The 24,176-nt window shown below is 56.1% G+C and carries 31 protein-coding genes and 2 pseudogenes; 21 read left to right on the forward strand and 12 right to left on the reverse strand.

Annotated features, from left to right (window positions below):
- Positions 1 to 3: 3 nt before the first annotated feature.
- The 6 genes from J2Z75_RS25405 to J2Z75_RS25430 all read right to left on the reverse strand — a co-directional run bounded on the left by J2Z75_RS25405 (position 4) and on the right by J2Z75_RS25430 (position 5,207).
- On the reverse strand, positions 4 to 870 hold the full coding sequence (locus J2Z75_RS25405; RefSeq protein ID WP_209856160.1) for a TauD/TfdA dioxygenase family protein: 867 nt from the start codon (positions 868 to 870) through the stop codon (positions 4 to 6).
- A gap of 116 nt (positions 871 to 986) precedes the next feature.
- The gene (locus tag J2Z75_RS25410; RefSeq protein ID WP_209856163.1) at positions 987 to 2,069 is read right to left on the reverse strand and encodes an ABC transporter ATP-binding protein; all 1,083 of its coding nucleotides are present in this window, start codon (positions 2,067 to 2,069) and stop codon (positions 987 to 989) included.
- On the reverse strand, positions 2,066 to 2,869 hold the full coding sequence (locus J2Z75_RS25415; RefSeq protein WP_209856166.1) for an ABC transporter permease: 804 nt from the start codon (positions 2,867 to 2,869) through the stop codon (positions 2,066 to 2,068). The genes J2Z75_RS25410 and J2Z75_RS25415 overlap by 4 nt, the downstream gene beginning before the upstream one ends.
- Entirely contained in the window at positions 2,866 to 3,765 is a 900-nt protein-coding gene (locus J2Z75_RS25420; protein WP_209856168.1) for an ABC transporter permease, read from the reverse strand. Before J2Z75_RS25420 ends, J2Z75_RS25415 begins: the two co-directional genes overlap by 4 nt.
- Before the next feature lie 12 nt (positions 3,766 to 3,777).
- Complete coding sequence (locus J2Z75_RS25425; protein ID WP_209856431.1) at positions 3,778 to 4,785, reverse strand: ABC transporter substrate-binding protein; 1,008 nt, start codon at positions 4,783 to 4,785, stop codon at positions 3,778 to 3,780.
- Positions 4,786 to 4,940: 155 nt separating this feature from the next.
- Entirely contained in the window at positions 4,941 to 5,207 is a 267-nt protein-coding gene (locus tag J2Z75_RS25430) for a helix-turn-helix domain-containing protein (RefSeq protein WP_209856170.1), read from the reverse strand.
- Positions 5,208 to 5,339: 132 nt separating this feature from the next.
- Here J2Z75_RS25430 and J2Z75_RS25435 point away from each other — a divergent pair.
- Positions 5,340 to 5,453: pseudogene (locus J2Z75_RS25435) on the forward strand (LysR family transcriptional regulator); the annotation flags it as partial.
- A gap of 99 nt (positions 5,454 to 5,552) precedes the next feature.
- Here J2Z75_RS25435 and J2Z75_RS25440 read toward each other — a convergent pair.
- The gene (locus J2Z75_RS25440) at positions 5,553 to 5,819 is read right to left on the reverse strand and encodes a helix-turn-helix domain-containing protein (RefSeq protein WP_209856433.1); all 267 of its coding nucleotides are present in this window, start codon (positions 5,817 to 5,819) and stop codon (positions 5,553 to 5,555) included.
- A 106-nt stretch (positions 5,820 to 5,925) separates the two neighbouring features.
- Here J2Z75_RS25440 and J2Z75_RS25445 point away from each other — a divergent pair, with 106 nt between their 5' ends.
- The 10 genes from J2Z75_RS25445 (at position 5,926) to J2Z75_RS25480 (ending at position 13,695) form a co-directional block, all read left to right on the forward strand.
- Positions 5,926 to 6,816, forward strand: coding sequence for a LysR family transcriptional regulator (locus J2Z75_RS25445; protein ID WP_209856173.1), 891 nt, complete (start codon positions 5,926 to 5,928; stop codon positions 6,814 to 6,816).
- Positions 6,817 to 6,932: 116 nt separating this feature from the next.
- Positions 6,933 to 7,139, forward strand: coding sequence for a hypothetical protein (locus tag J2Z75_RS29400; protein ID WP_234937563.1), 207 nt, complete (start codon positions 6,933 to 6,935; stop codon positions 7,137 to 7,139).
- Positions 7,082 to 7,234, forward strand: coding sequence for a DUF1403 family protein (locus J2Z75_RS29570; RefSeq protein WP_268842101.1), 153 nt, complete (start codon positions 7,082 to 7,084; stop codon positions 7,232 to 7,234). Before J2Z75_RS29400 ends, J2Z75_RS29570 begins: the two co-directional genes overlap by 58 nt.
- On the forward strand, positions 7,212 to 7,490 hold the full coding sequence (locus J2Z75_RS29575; RefSeq protein WP_327791295.1) for a DUF1403 family protein: 279 nt from the start codon (positions 7,212 to 7,214) through the stop codon (positions 7,488 to 7,490). The genes J2Z75_RS29570 and J2Z75_RS29575 overlap by 23 nt, the downstream gene beginning before the upstream one ends.
- A 117-nt stretch (positions 7,491 to 7,607) precedes the next feature.
- Positions 7,608 to 8,462, forward strand: a complete 855-nt coding sequence (locus J2Z75_RS25455) for a hypothetical protein (RefSeq protein WP_209856175.1) — start codon at positions 7,608 to 7,610, stop codon at positions 8,460 to 8,462.
- 9 nt (positions 8,463 to 8,471) lie between these two features.
- On the forward strand, positions 8,472 to 8,687 hold the full coding sequence (locus J2Z75_RS25460) for a hypothetical protein (protein WP_209856178.1): 216 nt from the start codon (positions 8,472 to 8,474) through the stop codon (positions 8,685 to 8,687).
- A gap of 172 nt (positions 8,688 to 8,859) precedes the next feature.
- Positions 8,860 to 9,771 carry a DNA adenine methylase gene (locus tag J2Z75_RS25465; RefSeq protein WP_209856179.1) on the forward strand — a complete coding sequence of 304 codons (912 nt, stop codon included), beginning with the start codon at positions 8,860 to 8,862 and terminating at the stop codon, positions 9,769 to 9,771.
- Positions 9,768 to 10,967: a metallophosphoesterase family protein gene (locus J2Z75_RS25470; protein WP_209856181.1), complete on the forward strand. Its 1,200-nt coding sequence runs from the start codon at positions 9,768 to 9,770 to the stop codon at positions 10,965 to 10,967. The genes J2Z75_RS25465 and J2Z75_RS25470 overlap by 4 nt, the downstream gene beginning before the upstream one ends.
- A complete protein-coding gene (locus tag J2Z75_RS25475) occupies positions 10,964 to 12,775 on the forward strand; it encodes an ORC-CDC6 family AAA ATPase (protein ID WP_209856183.1) in 1,812 nt (603 codons plus the stop codon). The genes J2Z75_RS25470 and J2Z75_RS25475 overlap by 4 nt, the downstream gene beginning before the upstream one ends.
- The gene (locus J2Z75_RS25480; protein ID WP_209856184.1) at positions 12,772 to 13,695 is read left to right on the forward strand and encodes a hypothetical protein; all 924 of its coding nucleotides are present in this window, start codon (positions 12,772 to 12,774) and stop codon (positions 13,693 to 13,695) included. The genes J2Z75_RS25475 and J2Z75_RS25480 overlap by 4 nt, the downstream gene beginning before the upstream one ends.
- Before the next feature lie 91 nt (positions 13,696 to 13,786).
- Here J2Z75_RS25480 and J2Z75_RS25485 read toward each other — a convergent pair whose 3' ends face one another.
- From J2Z75_RS25485 to J2Z75_RS25495, 3 genes are read right to left on the reverse strand one after another with little or no spacing between them, the layout of a single operon-like run.
- On the reverse strand, positions 13,787 to 14,782 hold the full coding sequence (locus J2Z75_RS25485) for an oxidoreductase (protein WP_209856186.1): 996 nt from the start codon (positions 14,780 to 14,782) through the stop codon (positions 13,787 to 13,789).
- Entirely contained in the window at positions 14,751 to 15,104 is a 354-nt protein-coding gene (locus J2Z75_RS25490; RefSeq protein ID WP_209856187.1) for a nucleoside triphosphate pyrophosphohydrolase family protein, read from the reverse strand. Before J2Z75_RS25490 ends, J2Z75_RS25485 begins: the two co-directional genes overlap by 32 nt.
- On the reverse strand, positions 15,104 to 15,877 hold the full coding sequence (locus J2Z75_RS25495) for a dCTP deaminase domain-containing protein (RefSeq protein WP_209856189.1): 774 nt from the start codon (positions 15,875 to 15,877) through the stop codon (positions 15,104 to 15,106). Before J2Z75_RS25495 ends, J2Z75_RS25490 begins: the two co-directional genes overlap by 1 nt.
- Positions 15,878 to 16,264: 387 nt before the next feature.
- On the opposite strand from J2Z75_RS25495, the pseudogene dnaE2 reads away from it, so the two are divergent.
- Both dnaE2 and J2Z75_RS25505 read left to right on the forward strand, forming a co-directional pair.
- Positions 16,265 to 16,598: pseudogene (dnaE2, locus tag J2Z75_RS29405) on the forward strand (error-prone DNA polymerase); the annotation flags it as partial.
- Positions 16,599 to 16,734: 136 nt separating this feature from the next.
- Entirely contained in the window at positions 16,735 to 17,472 is a 738-nt protein-coding gene (locus J2Z75_RS25505; protein WP_209856195.1) for a hypothetical protein, read from the forward strand.
- 317 nt (positions 17,473 to 17,789) lie between these two features.
- On the opposite strand, the gene J2Z75_RS25510 is transcribed toward J2Z75_RS25505, so the two are convergent.
- Positions 17,790 to 18,815: an alpha/beta hydrolase fold domain-containing protein gene (locus tag J2Z75_RS25510; RefSeq protein ID WP_209856198.1), complete on the reverse strand. Its 1,026-nt coding sequence runs from the start codon at positions 18,813 to 18,815 to the stop codon at positions 17,790 to 17,792.
- Between the two features lie 253 nt (positions 18,816 to 19,068).
- Here J2Z75_RS25510 and J2Z75_RS25515 point away from each other — a divergent pair, with 253 nt between their 5' ends.
- The 8 genes from J2Z75_RS25515 (at position 19,069) to J2Z75_RS25550 (ending at position 23,122) form a co-directional block, all read left to right on the forward strand.
- Entirely contained in the window at positions 19,069 to 19,425 is a 357-nt protein-coding gene (locus J2Z75_RS25515; protein ID WP_234937564.1) for a hypothetical protein, read from the forward strand.
- Positions 19,426 to 19,452: 27 nt separating this feature from the next.
- Positions 19,453 to 20,031 carry an RNA polymerase sigma factor gene (locus tag J2Z75_RS25520; protein ID WP_327791296.1) on the forward strand — a complete coding sequence of 193 codons (579 nt, stop codon included), beginning with the start codon at positions 19,453 to 19,455 and terminating at the stop codon, positions 20,029 to 20,031.
- Positions 20,028 to 20,441, forward strand: a complete 414-nt coding sequence (locus J2Z75_RS25525) for a hypothetical protein (RefSeq protein WP_209856202.1) — start codon at positions 20,028 to 20,030, stop codon at positions 20,439 to 20,441. Before J2Z75_RS25520 ends, J2Z75_RS25525 begins: the two co-directional genes overlap by 4 nt.
- The gene (locus J2Z75_RS25530) at positions 20,438 to 20,833 is read left to right on the forward strand and encodes a periplasmic heavy metal sensor (protein WP_209856205.1); all 396 of its coding nucleotides are present in this window, start codon (positions 20,438 to 20,440) and stop codon (positions 20,831 to 20,833) included. Before J2Z75_RS25525 ends, J2Z75_RS25530 begins: the two co-directional genes overlap by 4 nt.
- A gap of 43 nt (positions 20,834 to 20,876) precedes the next feature.
- Positions 20,877 to 21,695: an alpha/beta hydrolase family protein gene (locus J2Z75_RS25535; protein WP_209856208.1), complete on the forward strand. Its 819-nt coding sequence runs from the start codon at positions 20,877 to 20,879 to the stop codon at positions 21,693 to 21,695.
- A 163-nt stretch (positions 21,696 to 21,858) separates the two neighbouring features.
- Complete coding sequence (locus J2Z75_RS25540; RefSeq protein ID WP_209856210.1) at positions 21,859 to 22,203, forward strand: VOC family protein; 345 nt, start codon at positions 21,859 to 21,861, stop codon at positions 22,201 to 22,203.
- On the forward strand, positions 22,200 to 22,481 hold the full coding sequence (locus J2Z75_RS25545; RefSeq protein WP_209856213.1) for an ArsR/SmtB family transcription factor: 282 nt from the start codon (positions 22,200 to 22,202) through the stop codon (positions 22,479 to 22,481). Before J2Z75_RS25540 ends, J2Z75_RS25545 begins: the two co-directional genes overlap by 4 nt.
- Complete coding sequence (locus J2Z75_RS25550) at positions 22,481 to 23,122, forward strand: hypothetical protein (protein ID WP_209856216.1); 642 nt, start codon at positions 22,481 to 22,483, stop codon at positions 23,120 to 23,122. The genes J2Z75_RS25545 and J2Z75_RS25550 overlap by 1 nt, the downstream gene beginning before the upstream one ends.
- Here J2Z75_RS25550 and J2Z75_RS25555 read toward each other — a convergent pair.
- On the reverse strand, positions 23,098 to 24,153 hold the full coding sequence (locus tag J2Z75_RS25555) for a GlxA family transcriptional regulator (protein WP_209856219.1): 1,056 nt from the start codon (positions 24,151 to 24,153) through the stop codon (positions 23,098 to 23,100). The two genes, J2Z75_RS25550 and J2Z75_RS25555, sit on opposite strands and share 25 nt — an antisense overlap.
- Positions 24,154 to 24,176 lie beyond the last annotated feature (23 nt).

Genomic DNA, 24,176 nt, shown 5'->3' on the forward strand with positions numbered 1-24,176 from the left:
ATGTCAGACCGGCCGCTCACCGGCGGTTGTCGTGCGATGCATGATGCGGATCAGGGACGGGTCGAAGCCATCGCGCCGGTGCATGGTGCAGCGATTGTCCCACATCATGATGTCGCCCTGATCCCACTGCTGGACGAAGACTTCCTGTCCCTTGGTCGTATGGTCCCAAAGTTCGAGAAGCAAAGCTTCGCTCTCGTCGAGCGGCATGCCGACGATCCAGGCGCCTTCGGTCGTGCCGCCGAGATACAGCGCCTTGCGGCCGGTCTCGCCATGGATCCGAACCAGCGGGTGAACGATCCCGGTCCACTCGCGAAAATCGCGGCTACCGGGCGTGCTTTTTCCGAGACGCAACTTACCGGTCTTGTCATAGACGTTCTGGAAGAAGATCTGCCGGCCGTCTGTTGCCTTTCTCAAGGCGTCCGGCAGGGTCTCGTAGGCACTGTAGGTCGACAGGAAATAGGTGTCACCGCCGGAGGGCGGCACGGTTACGGCGCGCAGAATAGCGCCTGCCGGCGGCCGCTCGTAAAACCAGGTGTCGGTGTGCCATGTCGCCTCGCTGTTGCCCATCGCGCCGCTCGGCTTGCCGTCCTTCATGGCATTGCTGATGACGAGAATTTCCGTATGGGTCGGATGACCACCCTCCTGCTTCTGTTTGGGATGGATGACGAAGTCCCCGAAATGGCGGGAGAACTCCACCTGCTGCGCATCGGTAATGCCGGTCTTCTTGAAGCGCAGAACGCCATATTGCAGCCAGAAGCGGCGCAGTTCCTCGATGTCACGGGCGTCGTAGGCGTTGAAATCGAACCCCTCGATATCGGCGCAGACATTGCTGTCGTTTTGCACCGCACGCAGTCTTTGTTTCGTCAGCATTTTCATCTCCTTTTGCGGGCCTTCCTCTTAAGGCCACCACCATCCTAGAAGTGAGCGTGAGAAGGGTTCCAATACCGATCGTCACGCATTGATACGGGCAGGCTATGGATTGCGGGTCAGTCCGAAAGCACCTGAACGTCCTGTGGATCGATGCCGAGCGTGACTGTGCTTGCCAGCTCTGGCACCAGGGACGACCGGCTTGAGGGAACAAGAACCATCAGGCTCAGACCGGTGGCGACCTCGACCAGAAGTTCGACGTGGGCGCCGAGATTGACGATCCTGCGCACGACGCCGTCGAGACGGTTTTGCGGACCGGTTCCAGAATCGGATCCGTTCAGAAGCGCGATGCTTTCCGGGCGAATGCAGCAGGATTGGACGGCATTATTTCCAGCGCAGTCCGAGCGCAGCACGATCTGAGTTCCGTCGATGCACAATTCAAGAAACGTCGGCCCAGGAATACTCCTCCTGACGGACAGGATATTGGAACGGCCCACGAAATCCGCGACGAAGCGTGTCGCGGGATTTCTGTAGATGGAAGCGGGCTCGCCCTGCTGCGCGATGGCGCCTTGCCACATGACGACGATCCGGTCGGACATCGCCATCGCCTCTTCCTGATCGTGGGTGACATAGACGAACGTCATGTCCAACTGTTCCTGGATTTCCTTGAGCTCGATGCGCATGGCCTCGCGCAGCTTCAGATCGAGGTTGGACAGCGGCTCGTCTAGGAGCAGCACGGACGGCTTCGGGGCGATCGCTCGTGCCAAAGCCACCCGCTGTTGCTGGCCGCCTGAAAGGGCCTTTGGATAGCGCGAGCCAAAACCGTCGAGGCGGACGCTGCGCAACGCGGCATCCACCGCTTTGCCGATCTCCGCCTTAGGGGTCCCCCGCATACGAAGCCCGAAACCGACATTTTCAGCAACGGTCATGTGCGGGAACAGCGCATAGTTCTGGAACACCAGTCCGAGATTGCGCCGCTCCGGCGGGATGCGGTTCTGACTTTTGCCGCGGACCCGGACATCGCCGCTACTTGGCGTATTGAAGCCGGCGATCATGTTGAGGGTCGTCGTCTTGCCGCAGCCGGAGGGTCCGAGAATGCTGACGAATTCGCCGCGCGGGATCTGAAGGTTCAGGTCCTGCACCACCGGGATGCCGGCAAAGGATTTGCTGACCGAGACGAGTTCTATGTCGAAACTGTTCATTTGCTACCACCATGCAGTTGGGCCGAGAAACCACCGACTTTCTCGAACAGGAAAATCACCGTCAGAATGAAGATCATCGATGCAACGTTGACGGCCGCCATCACGGGATCGAGGCTGTATTCCAGATAGTTGATCACCGCGATCGGCAGCGTCGTGTCGCCGGGGCGAACGAGAAAGACGGACAAGGGGATGTTGTTGAAGGAGATAATGAAGGCGAAGGTGACGCCCGACAGGACACCCGGCTTGATCATCGGCAGCACAATGTGCTGCAACCTTTGGCGTTTGGTGGCGCCAAGGCTCTGGGCCGCACGGTCCAGATTGCCGTCGAAGTTGGCAAGCGATGTTGCAGCCATCCGGGTGACGAACGGCAAGGCAAGGACCACATGGGCGGCAATCAGTGCCGGCGTGCCGAGAACGCCCTGCAAGCCGATGATCGACAGGAACAGCACGATCGCCACACCCTTGACGATCTGCGGCACCGATAACGGCGACAGCAGGCCTGCCATGATGGCCGTGCTGCCGGGGAGGCGCTCATAAACGACAGCGTAGGCTGCCAGAACACCGAGCACGCCGCTGATACCAGCGACAACGGTGGCAATCTTCACGCTCAGCAAAAACGGCTGCAGCCACCGATCGGCCAACAGATTACCGTACCAGACAGTCGTCCACTCCCACGGCAGAAAGGTAACCGCCGATGACGGGCTGAGCGAGGCTGCAACCACCACCGCCAGCGGCAGGGTGATGAAGGTCAGCACCAACGCAATGGCCAACCAGAAAAGACATGTCAGAACCCGGTTCATGACGCTTCCCCTTCCCGGTTGCTTCTTCGATTGCCACGGCGGGTCTCGTAGCGGATGCCCAGGAAGGAGATGGCGAGCATCATGATCAGCAGCGCTATCGCCATGACGGCGGCAAATCCCCAGTCGATATAGAAGAGCACCTGTTCGTAGATCATGGTTGCCAGCACCTTGAAGCGTGCTCCGCCTAATAGCGCTGGCGTGGCGTAGGCACTGGCCGCCATCGTGAACGAGATCAACAGCGAACTGACGATGCCCGGAACAGACAGCGGCAGGATGATGTGGCGGATGACCGAGAGCCGCGAGGCGCCAAGCATCTGCGCAGCCCGCTCCAGATTGGGATCGATGCCCTGGATGCTGGTGGTCAGGGACAGGATGCCGAATGGCAGGACGACATGCGTCAGGCCGACGACGACGGCAAACAGGTTTTTCGACAGGGGGAGAGGGGAGGCGATCAGGCCGAGATTGATCAGCATGTCGTTGATGAAGCCGCGATCCTCAAGAATGATCAGCCAGCCATAGGTACGCAGCACGACGCCGGCCAGTTCGGGTGCCAGCGCCAAAGCAAAGACCAGAGCCCGCCAGCGCGAACGCGAGCGCGCCAGGTAGTAGGCGACGGGATAGCCGAGAACAGTCACGCAGACAGCGACGAGGATGGACATCACCGCTGTCCGATAAAGACCGGCAAGCGACAGGCCGTCGGAAAAGAAGCGTTGATAGTTGAGGAGAGTCGGCGACAGGGTCTGAGCGTCCATGAAGCTCATCCCGATCATCGTGCCCATGGGCAGGGCAAAAAAGATGGTCAGCACCAGACAGGAAGGTGCGAGAACCAGATAGCCGGACGAGCGGGCGGGCGCGCCCGGCATCGCTGCCGGCGCGGTAAGGGCAATGGTCGACATGAAATTGCCCTCTCAGTTCGCCTGGGAAACGACGTCGCGTTCCCAGCGTTCGCCCCATTCGCCAAGCTTGTCGGCGATACGCGAGAGGTCGGGCAGTTTCAGGCTCTCAAGATCGGCTTGCGTGGTGATCTGACGCTTTCGAATATCATCGGGAATGTCGATGTCGGTCCGGGCGCTACCGACCTTGTATCCGGTCACCCATGCTTCCTGGCTCGACTTCTCCAGAAAGAAGTCGATGAAGGCCGTGGCAGCCTGCTTGTTCGTGGCCCCGACCGGTACGTTGAGCGTCGCAATCAGCGGGACCGTGCCTTCCTTGGGACGGACATAATCGACGGGAACACCCTGATCGACGAGAAGCTGGGCGCGACCGTTCCAGAACGGCATTGCCCACACGGTCCCGTCCTTGATGTAGCTTTCGAGGATCGCCGAGGATTGTTCGAAGCCGATTGACTGGCGGGCAAGCTCGGCCATTGCCGAAAAGCCGGGATCGACATTGTCGATCATATCGCCGCCGCGGGTGACAGACATGATTTCCATCAGGAAGACGGCCATGATGTTCTGGAACGTTGGCAGGATGATCCTGCCTTTGAGTTCCGGATCAAGGAGTGATGACCAGGAAGTCGGCGGTGAAGCCAGCTTGTCGGTGCGATAGAGCAGCGACATGTACTGAACCTCATGGACGGCGCCGCAGGGGCCAGCGACCGCAGCAAGGCTGGGTACCAGTTTTCCGAGGTTTGGAACAGCCGTCACATCGAGCTTCTCCAGAAGCCCGTCCTTACAGCCTTGCAGTGACTGCGAGGCGGTCATGACCACGACATCGAAGCCGGGTTGGCCCCGGGTGGCCTTGATTTTCGCATAATCCTGAGAAGCTGAACCGACGGCATCATAGACGACATCGATACCGGACTTTTCCTCGAAGGGCTTGATGATACGCTCTTCGATGATTGCCTCGTAAGGCCCGCCATAGCTGTTGACGACGAGGGTTTCGGCAAAGGCCAGTCCAGGCGCGCCACTAAGCATGAGCGTCAGGCAGAGAGGAAGGTATCGGTTTACATTCACGTCATGGTCTCCCGGTTTTGTTGTTCCCGGGAGAATGGTGACGGTTGGGGAGTGGCGGGTCTAATATCAATCGCTGATCATTGATGCCCGCAAAATAACAATGCCGAGGCTGGAGGTTACCTCGCTTTGGGTTTTCGACCAGGCTTAATAGGTGCAGGCTCGTCATCCGTGCCGGCAGGCACAACAAACAATTCAGAAATATCGAATTGCAACGCTTGGGCAAGACGATCGAGCAAATCGACAGAGGCGTTGTGCCGTCCCCGTTCCAAATCGCTGATTACCGTTCTGTCCACATGGGCATCTACCGCGAGAATCTCCTGTGTCACGTTCGCGGATGTCCGCAAACGTCGAAGATTCCAGGCGATGCGCTTGCGGGTATCCATGTCGCATGGGCATCATCTTGCCCCGCGTTAATCCATCGGATATACCCTACATATTTCGTTTCACGTATACTCAGGGTATTGAGTGATGCGTTCGACCCAACAAAAATTCTCGGAAAATGGGAATGCTAACGAATGGAACTTCGCCAACTCCACTACTTCGTTGCCGTTGCCGAGGAGCTTCATTTTGCGCGGGCGGCTTCTCGCGTTCATGTCGCGCAGCCCTTGCTTAGCAAGCAGATCCAGTCTGCTTAGCAAGCAGATCCAGTCGTTAGAAACTCGATACTCGGCTGCTCGTTCTCTAGGCACAGCGGGTCGATCTGGCGTGGCAATTGTTTGCAAGCTGCCTCAATGCGCCTTTGGCTTACGTCCGGCACGAAGCGCAAGGGGCCGTGGTGCTCCTGGATCAAGCTCCGCAAAGAAGGCCGAGACGTCGACTTCAAGTGTTGACGCAAAAGCTTCAAGGGCGCCGACGGTTACATTCTCCGATCCGCGTTCCACTCGGCCCACGTACGAACGGTCGATCTCGGCTTCAAGAGCGAGCCGCTCTTGCGAGAGCCCCTTGGCCACTCGAAGCCTTCGCAGATTCCATCCAATTCTTTGCCGAACATCCATGCCCGTCAGAAGGGCATATTCGATGCTTGACAATCGACGGACTGTCAGTCCCTAATTAATTGAAAACCGCCACCGGTGGCCATCGAAGGTTGAATTTGAGCAGCTCATGGAATTACGCCAACTCCACTATTTCGTCGCCGTTGCTGAGGAGCTACACTTTGCTCGTGCAGCTTCTCGCGTTCATATCGCGCAACCCGCTTTAAGCACACAAATCCAGTCGCTGGAGCGCGAGCTTGGTGTCCAGCTGCTCGTTCGCACGACACGGCGGGTCGAATTGACGAGGGCAGGGGCAACGTTCTACGAGCGCTGTGTGCGCATTCTTAGCGACATCGATCTGAGCACTGACATAACTCGGTCAGTTGCGGGAAAGACGGTGACCAGAATCCGGATCGGAACCATATACCCCGCCACTGTTGGTATTCTCCCCGCCTTCTTGGCCCGCATTGCGCGAAAGTACCCCGAGATTCAGTTGCATATTTCAAGCGGCACGACCAATGACATCATCCGTGGCCTGGAGAGCGGACATATCAACCTCGGTTTCATCCGGCCGGTGGAAAACATCGGCGCTCTCCGATTCTTTTCCATCGCTCATGAGCGCTACCTGCTGGCGGTAGAAAAAAGTAGCGTGCTTGCCGCCCAAACGGACATAGGGATTGAAGATCTGCGCGACCAGAAGATTATCTCCTTCTCACGGCAGAACCTCTCCTACACGGAAAGATATTTCGCTGAAAAATTCGCTGAACACGACCTGACGCGAAATATCGCGTACACCTGCGATGACACGTTCTCGCTCGTTTCGTTGGTCTCCGCCGGTCTTGGTATCGGTTTCGCACCCGAGTGGACAGCGGACCTTCCGAACCGTAACGTGGCGCTCCGAAAGGTGAGGGGCGTTGACTTTCGGATCGGTCTCGGTATTGCTTGGAACTCCGAGGATCCGACGACGTCACGCAACGATATTGTCGATATTGCGCGGTCGCTTGCCCGGCAAGCGCGCTAGGGTAGACAGCGTCGAGTATATCTTATAAGCTATTGATAAGGCAACATTATCGATCGTTTTTTTGGCAACGATAGGTCGTGCGGTTATCTATGCCATTACTGGTATAAACTGCGCACATGAGCTATGCTCCGCCGCACGGATTTGCTTGCGGCTACCACGGAACCACCCTCGATCCGGTCGCCCCACCTGCCAGGCTGGCGCTGTCAGGTGGCCGCGACATCACTGAGTCCGACGCTGCCTTCGCTGCCGGCGTCGCCCTGAATCACTGGATGATCTTGTTCGTGCTCAACCGCCTTGGCTCGGCTGCTGGCGTGATCGCCTAGCGCTGAAATCGGCCGCTGTCGCCGACCGGATATTCGACGGTACCGAGGACGAAAACAACCTTCGCGACACCCGTGCTATTGACCGCCGCGGGTGACGATGCAGGCCCGACCGGAAAACTATTTTTGGCCACACGAATGCTGGCGCGGCGGTCCGGCACTCTCGGTTCGGCCTTAGTCAAGGAGATCGCCACTCTTTTGGGGTTTCGCTGGGACGACGACGGCCTTGCGATGCAGCCCGGGCTGGCGGCGCCTTTCGTCGCGCCGGACCTGATATCAGCGATATGCGCGACCCGCCCCGACTCCGAGGTGCTGGCCCTGGGCCTAGCTGCGCGCCAGCGTTGCCCGAACTGAAGTTTTCCACCGCTTTCTGAGAACTTCTTATTCGAAGAGAGCGATTTCCCTTGCGCGAATTGTAGCCGAGAGAAAAGATTTTTAGGTTGTATTCGTTTTGTCCGGGGAGCGGGGGCGATGAGCGGAAAACTTGTGTGTAGGGTGCTGCTGTTTGGTTCCCTCTTGTCTGGATGCGGTCTGGTAGTCCCACAAAAAGCCCCCCTTAGAGGAAACCCGGTCGACGCACAGGGCAGGACGCGTCAGGGAAAAATGGAAAGCAACATCATCGCGAATGTGCGATGCGAGGTCACGAAAGGTTTGTTCGAAGCCCTAATGACAAATCACGTCCCATGGCTGAAAGATTGGGGCACGAAAATCACGCTGGATCTATCTTGGGATGAGGTATCCAATTTCAACCCCGGCGTCAGCTACACGGACCCGATCGGCGCCGGCAAAACTTTCACGGTGGGCGCTGGGCTCCAACTCTCGGCCCGAGCAACGCGCCAGGAACAAATCACCTTTACCCTAGATAACTCTGTTCTCTTGATCGAAGCAGGACTGACGAAGGACGCGAGGGGAAATCTCGATTGTTCGTCTCTACAGGATGGGACCCAAGTTTACAGTGACCTCGATATTGACGGTTTCATTCTCGACAAAACAACGATTGCCGGTGGGCACGAAGCGACGACGAGGACAATCGAGTATCCCCAGTTCAGTACGTTCACTCAAAAGCTTACGTTCGTCGCAACATTTGGCGCAAGCGCGACACCGACTTGGAAACTGGTTCGTACCACTTACAATCCAAGCGGAAATTTTCTGCAGGCGACGCGCACGAAGACCAATCTCATAGTGGTCACACTCGGTCCGCTCGAGACACCGCTGAGCAAGAGGGCGGGGCCGGAACTGGTGGAACAGGCAAGAGTGATCCACAACGCGAACGTGGCGAGCGCCATGAATTCGGCGGTGTTCGTCACTATCCAGCCAAACCAGTAGGAGGGGTAGATGGCAGAAAACGAAAATCAGTTGAACGCGGATGTGAGCCGCGGCATCGAAATCAACGGCGTAACATATTATCCCCTGACTGCGGGACCCAGGCTTAACCCATGTGCGGGGAAGGTGGATGGCTCGTCATGCGGTGGCGGATGCGTCTGCAAAAGCGGCCAATGCTATTATACGACGTTCAGACTGCAACAAATGGGCATAAAAATCGAGATGTAAATTTGGCTACGGGATACATCGAAGCCAAAGGGGCGTATGTTCTCTGCGTCTCTCGACCACTATTCCGAGGAAAATGAAGCCACATTGTGGCAGCACCACCGAGCGACCATCACGGGATAAATCTTCGGATATTCATAGGAAACTGTGTTCGAATATGATTTGCCTTCGGCCTTTGGTTGATGACGCATTTGCCACCTGCTATCTATGGTTTGCGAAAGCTTTTTTGAAGGTGAAGGTCTCTATGCAGGCGACGGAGCTACCGAAAACAAGTCATGGTCCAAGCTTTCTCCGATGGGCAGGGAGTAAACGGAAAGCACTGAAGCAGTTATCTGCAGCGTATAGCGCCGATAACTTACTTTATGTCGAGCCATTCGCTGGATCAGCGGCCCTTTTCTTCGAAAGAAGTCCAAAAAGCGCTTTGCTCGGAGATCTCAACGGACACCTAATCAACACGATGCGGTACGTACGCGACAGACCTTCAGAGCTCTATGCTATGGTAATCGAGTTGAGCCGGTCTCCAGATGAATATTACAGCAAACGGGAGCAGTTTAACACACTGAAGCCACATGGATTGGAGGCCGCTGTCCTCTTCGTGTACTTAAACCGCAATTGCTTCAATGGACTTTGGCGCACCAACAGCAGCGGTAAATTTAATGTCCCATACGGCGGTCTTGAGATGGGAAATACGCCCCCGCTTGAATTGTTTCTGAAATGCTCCGCTGCCTTACAAAATGCCAAACTGCGCCATCAAGATTTTAGGAGGACCGTTGCACAAGCTGGTGATGGATGTTTTGTCTACGCGGATCCCCCTTATTTTACGGCTCACGAACGTACTTTCGTCGAGTATGGGCGGAGGTCTTTTGGGAAAAAAGATCTTCAGGACCTGATTGACGGACTCCAAGCTGCGGAGAAACGAGGAGCTGAAATAGCGTTGACGTACAGCGACGGAATGCCAATTGAGGTTCCGAGCCATTGGGTTCAGACCCGCTTTGAGGTGACACGGAACGTCGGTGGATTTCGGGGAAGTCGAAAGAAAAACAATGAGGTTCTCTACACCTCAGTTCCGTTAAGATACGAAGCATGAAGCGCTTTTTGCTTGTCAGCGACATCCATGCGACGAACGAAGATCCATCGTCTTCAAGCGCATCTTCCTATGTGAGTTCATATTCTGCGTCAGCGTCAGCTCGGCTTGACCCTATTTCTGAACTCGAAGTAGTTATTAGGGAGGATAAGCTAAATCCCGACTATATACTCTGCCCTGGCGACATAACGAACAGATCAAATCCTCAGGCGTTCACTTACGCTTGGGAGAGGTTAAACAAATTAGCGATTTCATGCGGTGCGAAGTTGATCGCAACCATTGGAAACCATGATTTAGACTCCCGATACAAGGAAAATAGGTTCGACCCGCGTGGATATGTAATGTCCACTAAGCCGCAAATACCAGTTGTTGAGCGTGAGCGGTTCTTGGAATTTTGGGCTGAAAATTTTACCGTTATAAGCGAACCTGACTGCAATATTGTTGTCGTGAATACTGCTGCATATCATGGCGGCGGCAAGGAAGTTGCAGCTGAGATAGAGCATGGCCGCATCAGTGAGTTGACCCTCCTCGCCATCGGGGAGGCGATAAAGCGAGCTCCGAAGGCCGACACTAACGTCCTGCTATGCCACCATCATCCAATCAAGGGTGATCAAGGAGACGTAGAATTTGTGGGCCAAACAAGGGGCGGGGAGAAGCTTATCGAAACACTAGAAAAGGCCCGTAGTTCTTGGATTTTGATCCACGGTCATAAGCATGTGCCCGACATTTTCTATGGGCATGGCGGCGCTAACGCTCCTATTATCGTTGGCTGCGCCAGCTTCAGCGCGCAGATCAATGCAGATTCGCAAAACAAGAATCCCAACCAGTTCCATTTCCTAGTCACCGATCCAGTAGGGGCAAGAAGCCAAGGGCTTACGACTGCAGGATCGCTGCTTTCTTGGACCTGGCAACCCGGCGTCGGCTGGAGCAAGGCTTCTCGTGGAGCTGTAGGGTTGCCCCATTTTGCCGGATTTGGATTTCGAGGGAGTGTTAGAACGTTGGTAGACCGCGTCGACGAAATGTTGAAAGCGGGAGGAACTACCTACGCTACCTGGCCCGACGCGGTTGGGGCGGTAGGGGCACTAGAGCGTTTAACCCCCGTTGATTTTGAAGCCTTTGAATCTGCTCTCGCGGATTCAGGCCTCCGAATTCTTTCAAACCGGGACGGCAGCCCAGCCCAAATAGGACGCAGCATATGAGCGTTCAGCTAGAGTATAATGCACGTTCGATGCCGCCAGCCGATGTGGCCAAATCGTTTATCCCACCCGAGATTCATTTTGTAAGCCTGATTTCTAGGAACCATACCCTGCTGCTCGGACCCCGGGGTAGCGGGAAAACGACCCTTCTTAAGATGTTAACGCTTCGCGCGCTGACAGGATGGACCCATCCACGCGCTGCGGAGTTTTCGAGTCAAGTAACCTTCAATTCGGCGTTCGTTCCGGCGGATATTGCCTGGGGCAAGCAGATTGACGCGCTCGAGGCGCTTGACTTCAAAGCTCACAGAAAAGAGGCTGCGTTTGTGATCCACACGTTACGCGCTCTGGTGCATGCGATGAGGGAGGCTGCAGAATTGGGTGCACGGGGCGCGCCCGATCACCTAAAACATCTTGCTGTTCAGATCACGCCACTCCAAGAGGAAAATTTCGCAAAGGTTTTGAGCCAAAATCTTTCAATTCGACCCATGCTGAACTCGCTGCTCGGTGTCGAATTAGCGCTTGAATCCAAACTCGACGCGATAAACGCTGGAGAGGTCGACAAAGCGTTCTCAGTTGACGCTTTTCCATCAAAGATAAGCTTGGTGATTTCGGCGTTCAACGGCCTCACTGGAAATGACGATAGGCGTTGGGCGCTTCTTTTCGACGAGCTGGAAATCGCGCCGACGTCGATAAAGTCGTTCCTTTTGTCTGGCATACGCGGCTTTGACGAGCGGGTGTTGGTGAAACTAGCAATGGCGCCATACATGGAGGATGTTGCGTTTGAGCGTACGCCAGCGTCACCCCAGCCATTTCACGACTACCAAACTATACAACTGTCATACGCCAACAAGGAAGACGCGATTCAATTCAGCATCGAGCTGTTTACAAATACCTTCTCCCGATTAGGCTTAACCGTCTCTTCGATTCCGACGGTATTTCAAAGTCCCGTAAATGAAGCTTCTTTCGGTCGTAGGGGTCGCAAGCGTCATACAATTCCCCCAGAATTCAAGAGCTTGGCGGAGAAGGATGACTCATTTCGCAAGTATGTTCTAGACAAGCGGTTATTCTCTGCCGAATACAAATTCAACGAAAATAGTTTTGCTCAAGATATTCGGAAGGTTTTACCGATTGTGGTAGCTAGAGACTACTACTTGAGAAAATTTGAGTCGGGTAGAGTGGTAGCAAATCGCTCGCGAAAATCTCATTTCTTGTACACTGGCTACCCGTCCATTGTCGAAATCACGGAAGGGAACCCGCGCGCTATCCTAACACTCGTTGGTCCGATGGCTCAGGGGTACCAGGAGCTTGTAGCGCGGACCAACTCAATCGCACCGATTTCAACGACATCACAAGCGCAAGCGATACGACGGGTGGAATTGTTGCTTACCTCGCTCTTGCAGGTCATTCCCTTAGACCTGGGTGGTTTTGAGGCGGGCAAAGGTCTACTTGATTTCGTTGATCAGATCGGGCGTGGGTTTGAAGACCGTCTTCTTAAAAGACCGTTCTCTCCAGACTATGTAGGTACTTTTATTTTAGACGAGAATGTCACGCCTGCTGTCGTGAGCGCTATTGGGAAGGCGCTAAACGCCGGTGCGATTATTCATGTTCCGCAAGCTGAGGGAGGGCCAGATAGCCTATTGCGCGGATTGAAAGGACAACGGTTCCGCATATCCTATGCCTTGGCTTCACGATATCGCTTGCTACTAACACTTGGCGACAAAGTGAACCTGTCTAAGCTGCTTCTGGAAATGCGCGGCGTCAAGGTTCCCGAGACGCAGAAGTCGCTGTTCGACGAGGGCCACGAAGCATGATCAGGGATGAACACGAAAGAGAACCAACAAAATTTGATTTTGATTTGGCGTTTGTTTCGGTCGGATTCGAACAACGGTGTCGATGGGTTACAGAGTCAAAGCACATCACCGCACAAAGGGGGATAGGCCTAGAGTTTGGATTTCTGGCAGAGGGATCCTACAGTTCGAACAAAGCTTTTTTCACAGCCCGTGGTTTTAAGGTTGTGGGGGGTCTGGGCCCTGATGCGGTGACAAATATTGGTAAAGAAGCTGAAGGCGTGGGCGGCGGCGGTGACCTATCCGTTTTTGTAGACATTTCGGCGATGTCGAGGGAGATGATTGCAAACATTGTTCTTGTGCTAAGACAAATGGCCAAAAACTTCGTGGTAGCAGTCACAGTGGCCTATGCGCCGTCGAAATATTCTGGACCATACGCCGCAGCACCAATCCGTTTGGCGAGTCCAATTAAGCCAGCGCTGGCGGGCTGGTCCGCATTTCCCGAGCTTCCAGTGGGTGCCCTCTTTGGGCTGGGATGTGATCCAGGCTTAGCACTCGGCGCACTGCAGTTTCTCGAACCAAATAAGGCATGGGTATTTTCGCCAAAGGGCATAGATCCGCAATTTGACAAAGCTCTGCTTTCTGCGAATGAGCATATTGAAGACATTTTTGATGTCACTAGATTTGACTACAAAATAGAGAACCCGTCACAAGCTCGGGGTCGGATCGAGGTCTTGCTAAATGCGATTGATCGCGATTTTCGGGTTGTAATTGTGCCTTTTGGCCCGAAGATATTCGCGTGGCTGGCCCTTGCAACGGTCGTTTTCACAGATAGGTCCAGCGTCGGTGTCTGGGCTTTCAGCTCCAAAGAACAAGCTCAACTTGTGGATCGAGCCGCCGATGGTCCCATCATTTGGCACACGCTCAAACTGGGGCCTCATTAACATATTTGGCGACTACCAAGCTAAGAATTCCATAATTGGGGAGAGACACGCTGACAGCATGGACATAGATGCGTTATTGTTCTCAACGCAGCTAACCAGTCGTCCATCGGCCGCAAGTTAAATGGTCGGTCCCGCGCGAATAGTAATGACACTTGCTATGGTTGCGGCATCCATTTTGGTGGTCCAACAAAAACTTTGGATTTGCAATGAGGTCGCGGCACAAACCCGGATGTAAATTCGTCGGTAAATCGCCCCAATTCTTAGTGGCGATATGGCCGGAAATTATGAACGAGCGGTGTGGATGGCGGACGCCGAGCGCCACGCTCTCGTGCAGTCGACTTTCAATGAAGGGCAATGTCGCCGGATAGATCAACCGCTTGTCGATATTATAAAAGCCTGACGAAAGATCGACAAAGTCAAATGGAAGTCTAGCGATCGAATTTTGGAATTCGCTCATGCCGTCGCTGTCAAATACTTCATCGCCAGTTCTCAAAGAGATTCTGATAGAGGATTCGGCCCCTTGAGATTTAATTTCCTCCGCAAGCAAGACGAGCCGGTCCAGCACACCTACCGCTCGCTGATTGATGCGTTGATCGACCAGTAAGCTGAGAAGATAGCCATGAGCTGCATGAATCTGGATATGTTCAAAACCATGTTCGATCGCTACGTGAGCTGCGAGTTCAAATGACCCGAGCGTATTCTTGATTGCTTCCGCGTCCATCTGATCCACGAGTTGACGAGCCTCGGAGATAAAAACTTGAGGCTCATTTGATCGAAACTTCTTGTTGCCTGTGTAACCTTGCCAAGCTGTTGCGAGCTGTATGCCTGGTTTCGATCCCGCCACCTTAATCGCCTCCGCGATTTGGCCCCAAACCGGTGCACTAGAAAGCATGGGAGTGGAAGAATTACTGCCATACCCGTCAGGAACCACAATATTTCCAACGATCGAGCAGTATAGTTCAGGTGAGCTTCTTTCAGTATAGAAGTCGATAAATCGGTGGTCTGGGAGGCCTTCGGCGACAAAGCCTGTGTTAACCGGAAGAAAGAACGCAAGCCTATTTTTCAAGATACTGATATCTGAGATCATTGGTCTTCATCTTCTTGAGAATATCATTTTCCAGGTCTCCTTTAAGAATCACAGAGAGCCTAAATAGGTAGATCGCTACGTCCGCTAGTTCCGAGCGTAATTGTGGCTCTGCATCGGCAAGAGATGGACCTTTGTAGTCAGGGTTTGAAAAAACGAGGCCTACTTTCTTTAATAAGTCGGCAAATTCCCCAACTTCTCCGACAAGACCTACCAAGTCTCGCATGAGCTGGTCGTGCCTATCACTGTCGGACTCGAACGAGGTGGGGAAGCCCCTACGTGAGTCAGCGGCGATTTGTCGTTCAATGATCTCCGAGAGTTGCATCAACCATTCCTTCTGAAAATGTTCACAGCGAGAGCAGCCAGCGCAATGATGCCACTAGCTGCCAAATTGCCCACGATACCCCAAACCTGATCGACCCATTGGCCACTAATTAGGAATAGTGAGGCGGTGTTGACAAACAGTGCTAAAAACACCGCGACGACTGTCCAGATCTGCGTAATTTCGACTCTTCGGATAACAACGCGTGTTGCCAGAGGAAGCAAAGCGAATGCTTCGTCTTTTTCTGAAAATACACGAGGGTCCTCTTGAACGTCCCGATAATTTTTTTGAAGCTGTGTTTTGATCGGCCAAATTCCGACTTGGAAGCCATGTTGGCCCTGATATGGCCGCACTGCTGGTGCTGACAGCTCATTGAAGTCAGCTTTTGCGATCGGTTCGCCTTGTGGCAACTCAATGAACTTATCGCTGATGTTTTGTGTAACGATTCCGAGATTTCCATTAAATCCTGGGTCAGCATAAGTTGAAACTGGGCTTAGCCCGATACTGAACAGAGCGCCTTTGCTCACGACACGTACGAGTATATTATCCGGAATGGCCAGTTCTTCAGCGGTGATAAGAACGACGCGATGGCCAGGCTTGATAAGAGCGGCTTCGCCTTGCTTCAAAGAAAATCTGGTTCCACCTTCGGTGAGGTCGTAATATACGGTGCCCATTCGCAGCTCGTAGCATGCGCCTGCCACACCGCTCGTCGTCGCGTTTTTTACGAGACGTCCCGCAGCGATTTCATTCTCGATATAGCTATCATTCAAAGTCATGCGATTAATTCCATATTTTGAGACGCCGGCGCCCGACTGTAGGTGACTACATTCCATGGTTTACTGTTCGCACGGCACTTTGAGAAGGCGCGTTGCAAACTTGTTTCGCTCTATGGTTGATTTTGGCCCGCAGCCGTGATCCTGTGGACGGTATATCCGCAAAAAGGCACATGCTTCCTAGGGGGCGGCCTAATTTGCCGGCATAACGACCCCTAGCCCGCAGGAATTCTACCGCGACAGGGATTCCTGATTATTCTGTGGCACCGCGTAACGTCGGATGTGGAATGTTTCGTCATCTTCGGCTGTCACCTCCAGAACCTCGTCAACCAGGTCTTGGTTCTCGTCGACTTCGAGCAGCACCTGCTCGAGCAACTCGCGAGGATGAGAGGATCTGGTAATATTGTTGTCTGGCCAAGCCTTTTCGAGAAGCGCAGGCGGGTGGTTCTCGGCTCGTCTATGATGGCGATCAACGGCCGGATTCAGCGGGAAGGGGAGGTGGTCCACCTGGTTGCCCAGCAGCTCTTCGATCTGTCGGGTGATCTGTCCGGTCTTGCGGATAAACAGACGGACTTCAAACCGCCAACGGGCAGGGGAGACGAGTTCGCTCACGGTGGCGGCCCGATCCAAGGGACAGGTCGAAGCCAAGGACGCAGCCCCCAGATATGTACGTGCCTGACCTTCATATCGATACTTGAACGTCAAAAGCCGGAACCTCCATTGACGATGGTAGCCAGTTGCCAACCTGTTCAATGGATGAAAGCTGCACCACTCTGCAACGTCACAAGGGCTGGAAAGCAACCTTGTCGAAAGGATCATGAAGTAAATGAGCTTGACTTGTTAATCTATGAAAGCTCGATATGACAGCCTCCACTGCGATTTCGAAGGCAATAGCCAGCGCCATTGAAATGTTTTCGAAATGGTGGGTACGCGATACCACTTTCGGCGTTCTTATCGCGCTCTCGGGTCTGCTGCTTGCGGACAGCTTCGTTGAAATCGTCCTTCCCAAGGTCTTGCCCGTCCTGTTTGATGGAGCCAAGTCGAGGCCAATCGATTATGGTTTTGGGATTGCTGATGGAGTGGGTCTTGCCGCCTTTGTCTGCGCAATTCTGTTCAAGATGTTTGTGATGGCTGTCGATTACTACAAGAAGCCTGATGCTGAAACAGCATACTTGGCAGCAACCTTCACTGATCCAGCGCTAGCACAAAAAGCACATGAACGTGCGTTCGGTACACGAGCGACAATTCCTGAGATGGAAGCGCTGAAGGCGCATCGCGACGACCCGCTTGGCGCTCAACGAAGCCGCGCCAGGGGCGGGCGGCATGTTAAATGGAACGGCACTTGGTATGAGCTGAGAAGCAAACGTCACCGCCTTAAGAAGGGGATAACCGTCGCTCTTTTCTTATTGACTGCTGTTGTCGCGGTAACTGCCTTCATCTGTGGTTGCGCGAGCGTCGCTGTGGAATCGCATCTGCAAGCCGGCGTTCTTCTGCTCGAATCGATGTTCATGGCGCTAATGGCGGGTACCTATGTCCGCGACATTGAGCGATACAGTGCTGCGGAGCATTTGGTGCGTATTCCGCCAGGACCTAATTGAAGACATCACTCACAGAATAGAGAAGTTCCATAAATATGCGTTATACAGTGAATCCCGTTTTATCAAGCACTTAACCCATTTGGGCAAGGCCTCGACGGTTCTGATCCCTTCAAGGCGTAACCAGCTTTTACCGACAGTGTTCGACGGAACCGTGGGTCGCAGCTATCGGCCAAAAACAACGCTCCTGTATTCGCAATGTGAACCTGGACTGCCATCGGCTCCTTCTGGCCATCGTAGCAGGGCCCCCGGCACATGCGCCTGCGGGTGCATCTGAAGGCATCCCGACTTGGCCATTCATGCGAAACTGTTGCACTTTCCTATTGGACCACCCTCTGGACAAACCGATCGACTGCCGCAGTGTAGCTCCCTGGTTTGCCGAGATCTTCGTTAATGGCGGAATGGCTCTTGGCCACCGGCAACACTGCGGCGTGAACTCCGACCGTTCTGGCCCCGGCTTCAAAGCCTTCTGCCTGAGCGCAGGACGTGCGTCGTGTTGATGAACAGACAAGCAACATCGGTCGCGCTGCGGGCAGGAGTTGGGCGCTCGGGGATGCGCGCCGCCAGAAAGCCGGATCGTTGCCGAAGGCCCTGTCGTACAGCCGTGGATGCGAACTCTTCATGATCTCCATCACGTCGTACGCCGCGCTGTCCAACGCTACCGTGCCACGCCATAGTTGCGCACCGACACGCGTTGCCATATTGGGATCGGCGGAAAGCAACGTGACCAGATGCGCGCCCGCCGAGTGTCCCATCAGGACGAAGCGGCGGGGATCGCCGCCCAGGCTCCGCACCCTTTCCTGGGCTGCAGCAAGAGCCTTGGCGACATCCTGTGCCTGCACGAGCGGATTAGCTTCCGGCAGCAGGCGGTTGTCGACCGAGACGAAGATAAAGCCTTTCGGCAGCCAGTAGGCAATTTTGTTCTCGACGACGCGGGAGGCCGATTTCGAACCAATAGCCCATGCGCCACCATGCACCATGAATATGACTGGAGCGTTTGTGGCACCATCCGGCACATAGATGTCCATCCGCTGCTTTGGATGACTGCCATAGGCGATATTCCGGTAGACCCTGGTTTGTGCGGCAGCGACTTGCGCACCCGCTGTCTGCCCTGAACCCGGCGCCACCCCGGCGATGGCCGACCGGCAGCCGTCAGATAACTGCGTCAGGTTCTGGCGAAGGCATTGGGCGACAGCACCTCTGCCGAGCTTGGCCCCAGGGCACACTCTCGCGACGTCCGCGCGGCAGGCCTGCACCAGTGCTCGGCGTTCGCTCCTGCTCAGCTCCTGGGATTGCGCTTCAGGACCTGCAAAGCAGAAAAGGGCTCCAGCAGAAAGAACAAGCATAGCCCATGTTAAATTTCGCATATCGTACTCCGCTGACAATGACCTTTCCGCTTTGTACGTGTGGCAAGGTGCCCTCCTACGCGGTGGCGGAGAAAAACCATGGTGCGAGCAATCAATCAGCGTCCAGCGTAGGAGCCTGCCGCTTCGTTCGTATGAGCAGCATAGCCGGCGTATAGTAGCGATATGCTTCGTTCGGCTATTCTGATGAAACCGAGGACGATTCAAGATGAAATATGCATCACGACTTGCAATCATGCTGCTAGCCACAGCCCCGCTGCTGGCGATGGCTGGTCCTGGCAATGCCGAGGAATGGACACGTTCGACTGTCCACGGTGGGCAAATCACCCGCAGTGTCAGCGGTGAGGACGGACGATATTCCGGCACCACAACCCGCACGGGCGCCAATGGCGCGACATACACATCGAGCGGCCGCTGCGCCTCAAGCATCGTCGACCGCTGCGCCCGGAGCTACTCGGCAACCGGACCGAACGGATCCACTGTGACAGGCAAGCATGCGACCGCAGTCGGCCCCTGGCGTGTCCGCACGGCACGCAGCGTTACTGGCCCGGAAGGTGGCCAGCTTCTTACGCTGCGCCGGTCAGTCCGCTAGTCAAACTTGGAGGGCGATAAGCGAACAGTGGACAAAACCGCCGCCGACATCGATCGCTCGCTGATGCTGGCGATCGCGACGGGGCGTCAACACGCGCTTGCATACCTCGTCGAGCGCCACGGCAAGGGCTTGACGGCCTTTGTCCGGCGTTACCTCGGCGGCTCGCGTGAGGATGCCGAGGATATCGTCCAGGAGGTCTTCTGGACGGTATGGCGCAAGGCCGCCCATTTCGATCCGGACAAGGCACAGGTCACCACCTGGCTGTACAGGATCGCCGCGAACCGCTGTATCGACGTCGGACGACGGAACGCGCTGCTGCGTTTCGTAGGGCTGGATGCGATGCCCGCCGACCCGACCTTGGACGAGCCCGACGCCGAGGCGAGAATCTCCGGACGGTCGGAGTTGGCCTTGGCCCGCAAAGGCATCCTCGGATTGCCGCAGCGCCAGCGCATGGCGCTGCTCCTGCGCGCGGTCGCCGATCTCGACATTGCGGAAATCGCCGAGGTGATGGGAGCGACCGGCGGCTCGGTCGAGCAGCTTCTGGTCCGCGCGCGGCGCACGTTGCGGGAGCATATGGAAAAGGCAAGCGGAGGCCCAAGGGTATGACTATGAGTGAAGAGGAATTCAAGAAACTGAAACGCCGTTTCGGCGACGACGTATCGACCTGGCCGGCGCCATACCGCCGGCTGGCGGAGAATCGTCTGGATGAGGATCCGGTCGACAGCCTGGTCCGCGAGGCTGCCATCGATAATGTCGATGACAGCCTTCTGGTCCGGAAGGTGCTCGACGAACTCGACGCGAACCGGAACTCGAAATGGCTGTGGTATGCTTTTACGTCTCCTCGCCTAGCTGCAGCTGCGGTGCTCATCCTGACCGGAGCGGTGATGATGGGTGGATACCAGTTTGCCAGAGTAGAGGGACGTTCGGTCGAAGCGTCCCTGTTCGCGGTTGCGGCCGGCGCGCCGACAACATTCCTGTTTGGCGATGAATTCGATCGTACGGTGAGCAACCTATGACACGCTTCAGCATGTTACGAACCGGTGTTTTCGCGCTCCTGGCCATATCACTTGCCGGCAACGTCTTCACGATAGGCTATCTCGCGCATCGATGGCAGTCCGGCCCCAGCGCTCTTACGATGGCTCTCACCGCACGCTACTCCCCCGATGTCCAGCGTGCATTCCGCGCGGTTTTGCGAGAGAATAGGTCAACCGTGCGCGCGGCATTGGCTGAACTGAGGGCGGCGCGTGACGCCCAAGAGGCTCTTTCCGGGCAGCATCCTTTCGATGAGGCGGCAATGCGCGAGGCGATGGCCCAAGTCAGAACAAAGACAGAGGCGCTTCAATTAATATTGCAGACCTACCTCCTGAATGTCCTCAGAAACGCAGAATCGCCCGCAAAAGACGGTTGACCTAATGATGCTAGATACCAGCGGAGCATTGGGCATGCGGGCCATGCAAATACTGCTAGTGATGTTCGGCGTCTTGCTGTCTTCGTGCGGCACTGGGCCCGGCCGAGCCGCCGAAGTGGTCGCTTTCCCAAGTGGGGACAAGGTTCTACACGGCTATCTCTACAAACCCGCCGGTCCCGGCCCCTTTCCAACCTTGCTCTACAATCACGGAAGCGCGCCCGGTGATCTCAATACCCAGGCGTTCGATGCGATAGCGCCGATCTTCGTGGCGCACGGCTGGGCATTCTTCGCGCCGTACCGCCGTGGCCAGGGTCTGAGTGCCGATGCTGGCCCCTATATCATGGACGAGATCGGGACGGCTCGAGCCCGCGGCGGCAGGGCGGCAGCGGCGGAAACCCTGGTCCGGTTGATGACGACAGATCACCTGAACGATCAGCGTGCGGCGTTGGCCTGGCTGAAGCAACAGCCTTTCGTTCGATCGAATGCCATCGCCGCCATGGGCAATTCCTTCGGCGGGATCGAAACCCTCCTTGCCGCCAGCCATGGCACCTATTGTGCCGCAGTCGATGCCGCCGGTGGCGCGGAAAGCTGGAACGAGGCGCCACCGTTGCGCGACGTCATGATGAGGGCCGCACGAGAGGCGCCACGACCAATCCTCTTCTTTCAGGCAGAGAACGACGTGACGATTGCGCCGAGCCGTGAACTGTTCGCGGCGCGCAAGGCGGTAGGACGTCCGGCTGAGATCCGCCTATATCCCGCGTTCGGTCACTCCGCACGTGATGGTCACGCCTTTCCTTATCGTGGCGTCGACATCTGGAAGGCCGATATACTGGCCTTCCTCGATCGGAATTGCAGGGCGTAAAGCCCGCTATCGCATCTGGCGCGACGGAACACCGATGACACTAACCCATCGCGTAGCGCATCCTTGCGTTGGCGCCTTTCGTTCATCGCATACGACGCGGTTCTTGACGTTTCGTCATATTACGAAATATATTTGCACAGCCACTCTAGACGGAGCCTGTAATATGCCATCCGATCAAAAGACACACTCCACCATCGGTCATTTCGACATCGCGGGGGAGGATGTACAAACCCTCGCGGGCTTCTATCAGGCAATGTTTGGCTGGGACGTGACGCCGCGTGGACCCGGCTATGCGCAGGTCGAGACGCCCGGTCTGCGCGGGGCGCTCGTGGAAGCACCCGATCCGGGCCTGACACTCGGAATCGTCGTGCCGGATCTGGACGCCGCTCTCGGCCGGGCCACTGTGGAAGGCGGCACGGTGACCATGGCGGCAATGGACAATGGCTGGATTCGTAAAGGGCAGGTTCGCGATCCGGCCGGCAATTTGCTTACTCTCATCCAGGGTTGAAGACATTGGATGGCCCGGCGCTCGACGAGGCGCTACGCGCGCTTTCCCATCCGGATCGCCGCCTCTTCGTAAAGGCCTGTCAAAGCGAGCTGCGCGCAGCCGGCGATCTGGCCGCGCTGTCGGAACTGTCGCTGGCAACCGTATCCGAACATCTGAAGGTGTTGCGAAAATCGGGGCTGCTGATCCTGAGCAAGCAAGGCCGTTTCTGGCTTTATCGTACCGACATCGGCGCGCTACAGGCCGTCGCCAACGCCGTCGCACAACTGGAGGGGACGTAATGGGACGAGAAGCGATCACGCGGGTGGAGATCGGCGGCGACGTTGCCGATGTCCGTGCTCTGCTGGAGAGCACGGAACTCATCCTGCGCGGCGATATCCGGCGACGGTTCCCGCGTGACCGATTGACCGATGTTCGCGTAGACGGGGAGGCACTGAGCTTCCGTTGCGAAAGCGAAACCATCGCTCTGCATCTGGGCGCCCTCGTCGCTGAGAAATGGGTAAAGGCGATCGCCACGCCGCCGCCAAGCCTGCGCGCCAAGCTGGGGCTTGAAAAAGACGCGAGGGTATTTCTGATCGGGACCTGCGACGATGCGGCGCTTGCCGATGCCCTGGAAGACAGGTTGACGGGCGATATCGCCGAGGCCGCGATGATTGTCGCCCGCATCGGCGGACCCGACGATATGGTGATGGTCCAGGCGGCGCATGCAAAAACCCCCGACCTTCCGGTTTGGACGATCTACCCCAAGGGAAAGAATGTCCACTATGGCGATCGCATCATCAGGAACACGCTACGAGACGCGGGATTTCATGACACCAAGTCCTGTGCTGTGTCCGACCGGCTGACGGCCACAAGATATAATGCGGCGACGGTTCGAATCCGTTCAAGACCAGCGGCTTACCTGAACGCCGTCGGCGGCTGACCATATTTTTGCTTGAAAGCGGTTGCGAGGTGGGCCGAATCCGAAAACCCGGTCTCGAATGCGATCTCGGTCATGGACATGGGGCTGTTTTCGACGAGGAAACGCGCATAGCGCAGGCGGGTCTCCAGAATGAACCTCTTTGGCGAAACGCCAATGTGCTGCCGGAAAAGCCGGGCGAACTGGCGCGGTGAAAGGCTGGCCGCGCGCGCGGCCTGCTCCGGTGAAACGTCCCGACCCTTTCTGCTTTCGATCAGGACAACAGCGCGCTGTATGCGCGTGTCATCGACATGGCGGAATACCGAAGCCCGGCCGTGATCGAAGGCACTCATTGACTTGTGCTCCGTCAGGGAAAGCTGGTGTACGGCTTTGGCCGCCCTGTCGGGTCCGCAATGCTGACGGATGAGTTCCGTCATCAGCGATAGGATCGAAACGCCGCCGGGCACGGTGATCCGACCGGTATCGATGAGGAAATCGTCGCGGGTCGAAAAGGCGATGCGCGGAAAGGCGATGCGGAAATCCTCGGCATGAAACGGGTGGACCGAAGCCTTCCTGCCCTCAAGCAATCCTTCCTGGGCCAGAACGAAGACACCAGTACAGGCACCGACAATGGGAACGCTTGCCGCGGCTGCCACGCGCAGGTAGTCGCGATGCTGGCTGGAGGCTGCCCGCAGGTGGGGAAGAAGCCCGCCGATCACGGCGATATAGTCGAAATCTGTCGGATTGATATAGGGCGCGTCCGCATGCACGCGAATGCCGCAGCTCGCCACGGTCGCGTGGCCGGGACCACCCATGATCGACCAGCGGCAGTGGAGCGGGCGAGAATTGTCGGCGAAGTCGGCAGCGTGACGCAGGGGCTCGATGATGCCGGTGAGCGACATCATGGGGAAGGTCGGCCAGAGCAGGATACCGATCGAGAGATCCGGTTTGCGGTCCCGGGCCGCCAGCAGGCGTTGCGACCAGAGCCCATCGAGCCATTCCACATAGCCGGCCTCGGCCGGCGCCGGTGAAGAATGTGTCTCCGTGAAGTTCATGCCGGTTCTCCGCGATCATAACT

The sequence above is a fragment of the Rhizobium herbae genome (assembly GCF_017873135.1).
GTDB classification, from domain to species: domain Bacteria; phylum Pseudomonadota; class Alphaproteobacteria; order Rhizobiales; family Rhizobiaceae; genus Pararhizobium; species Pararhizobium herbae.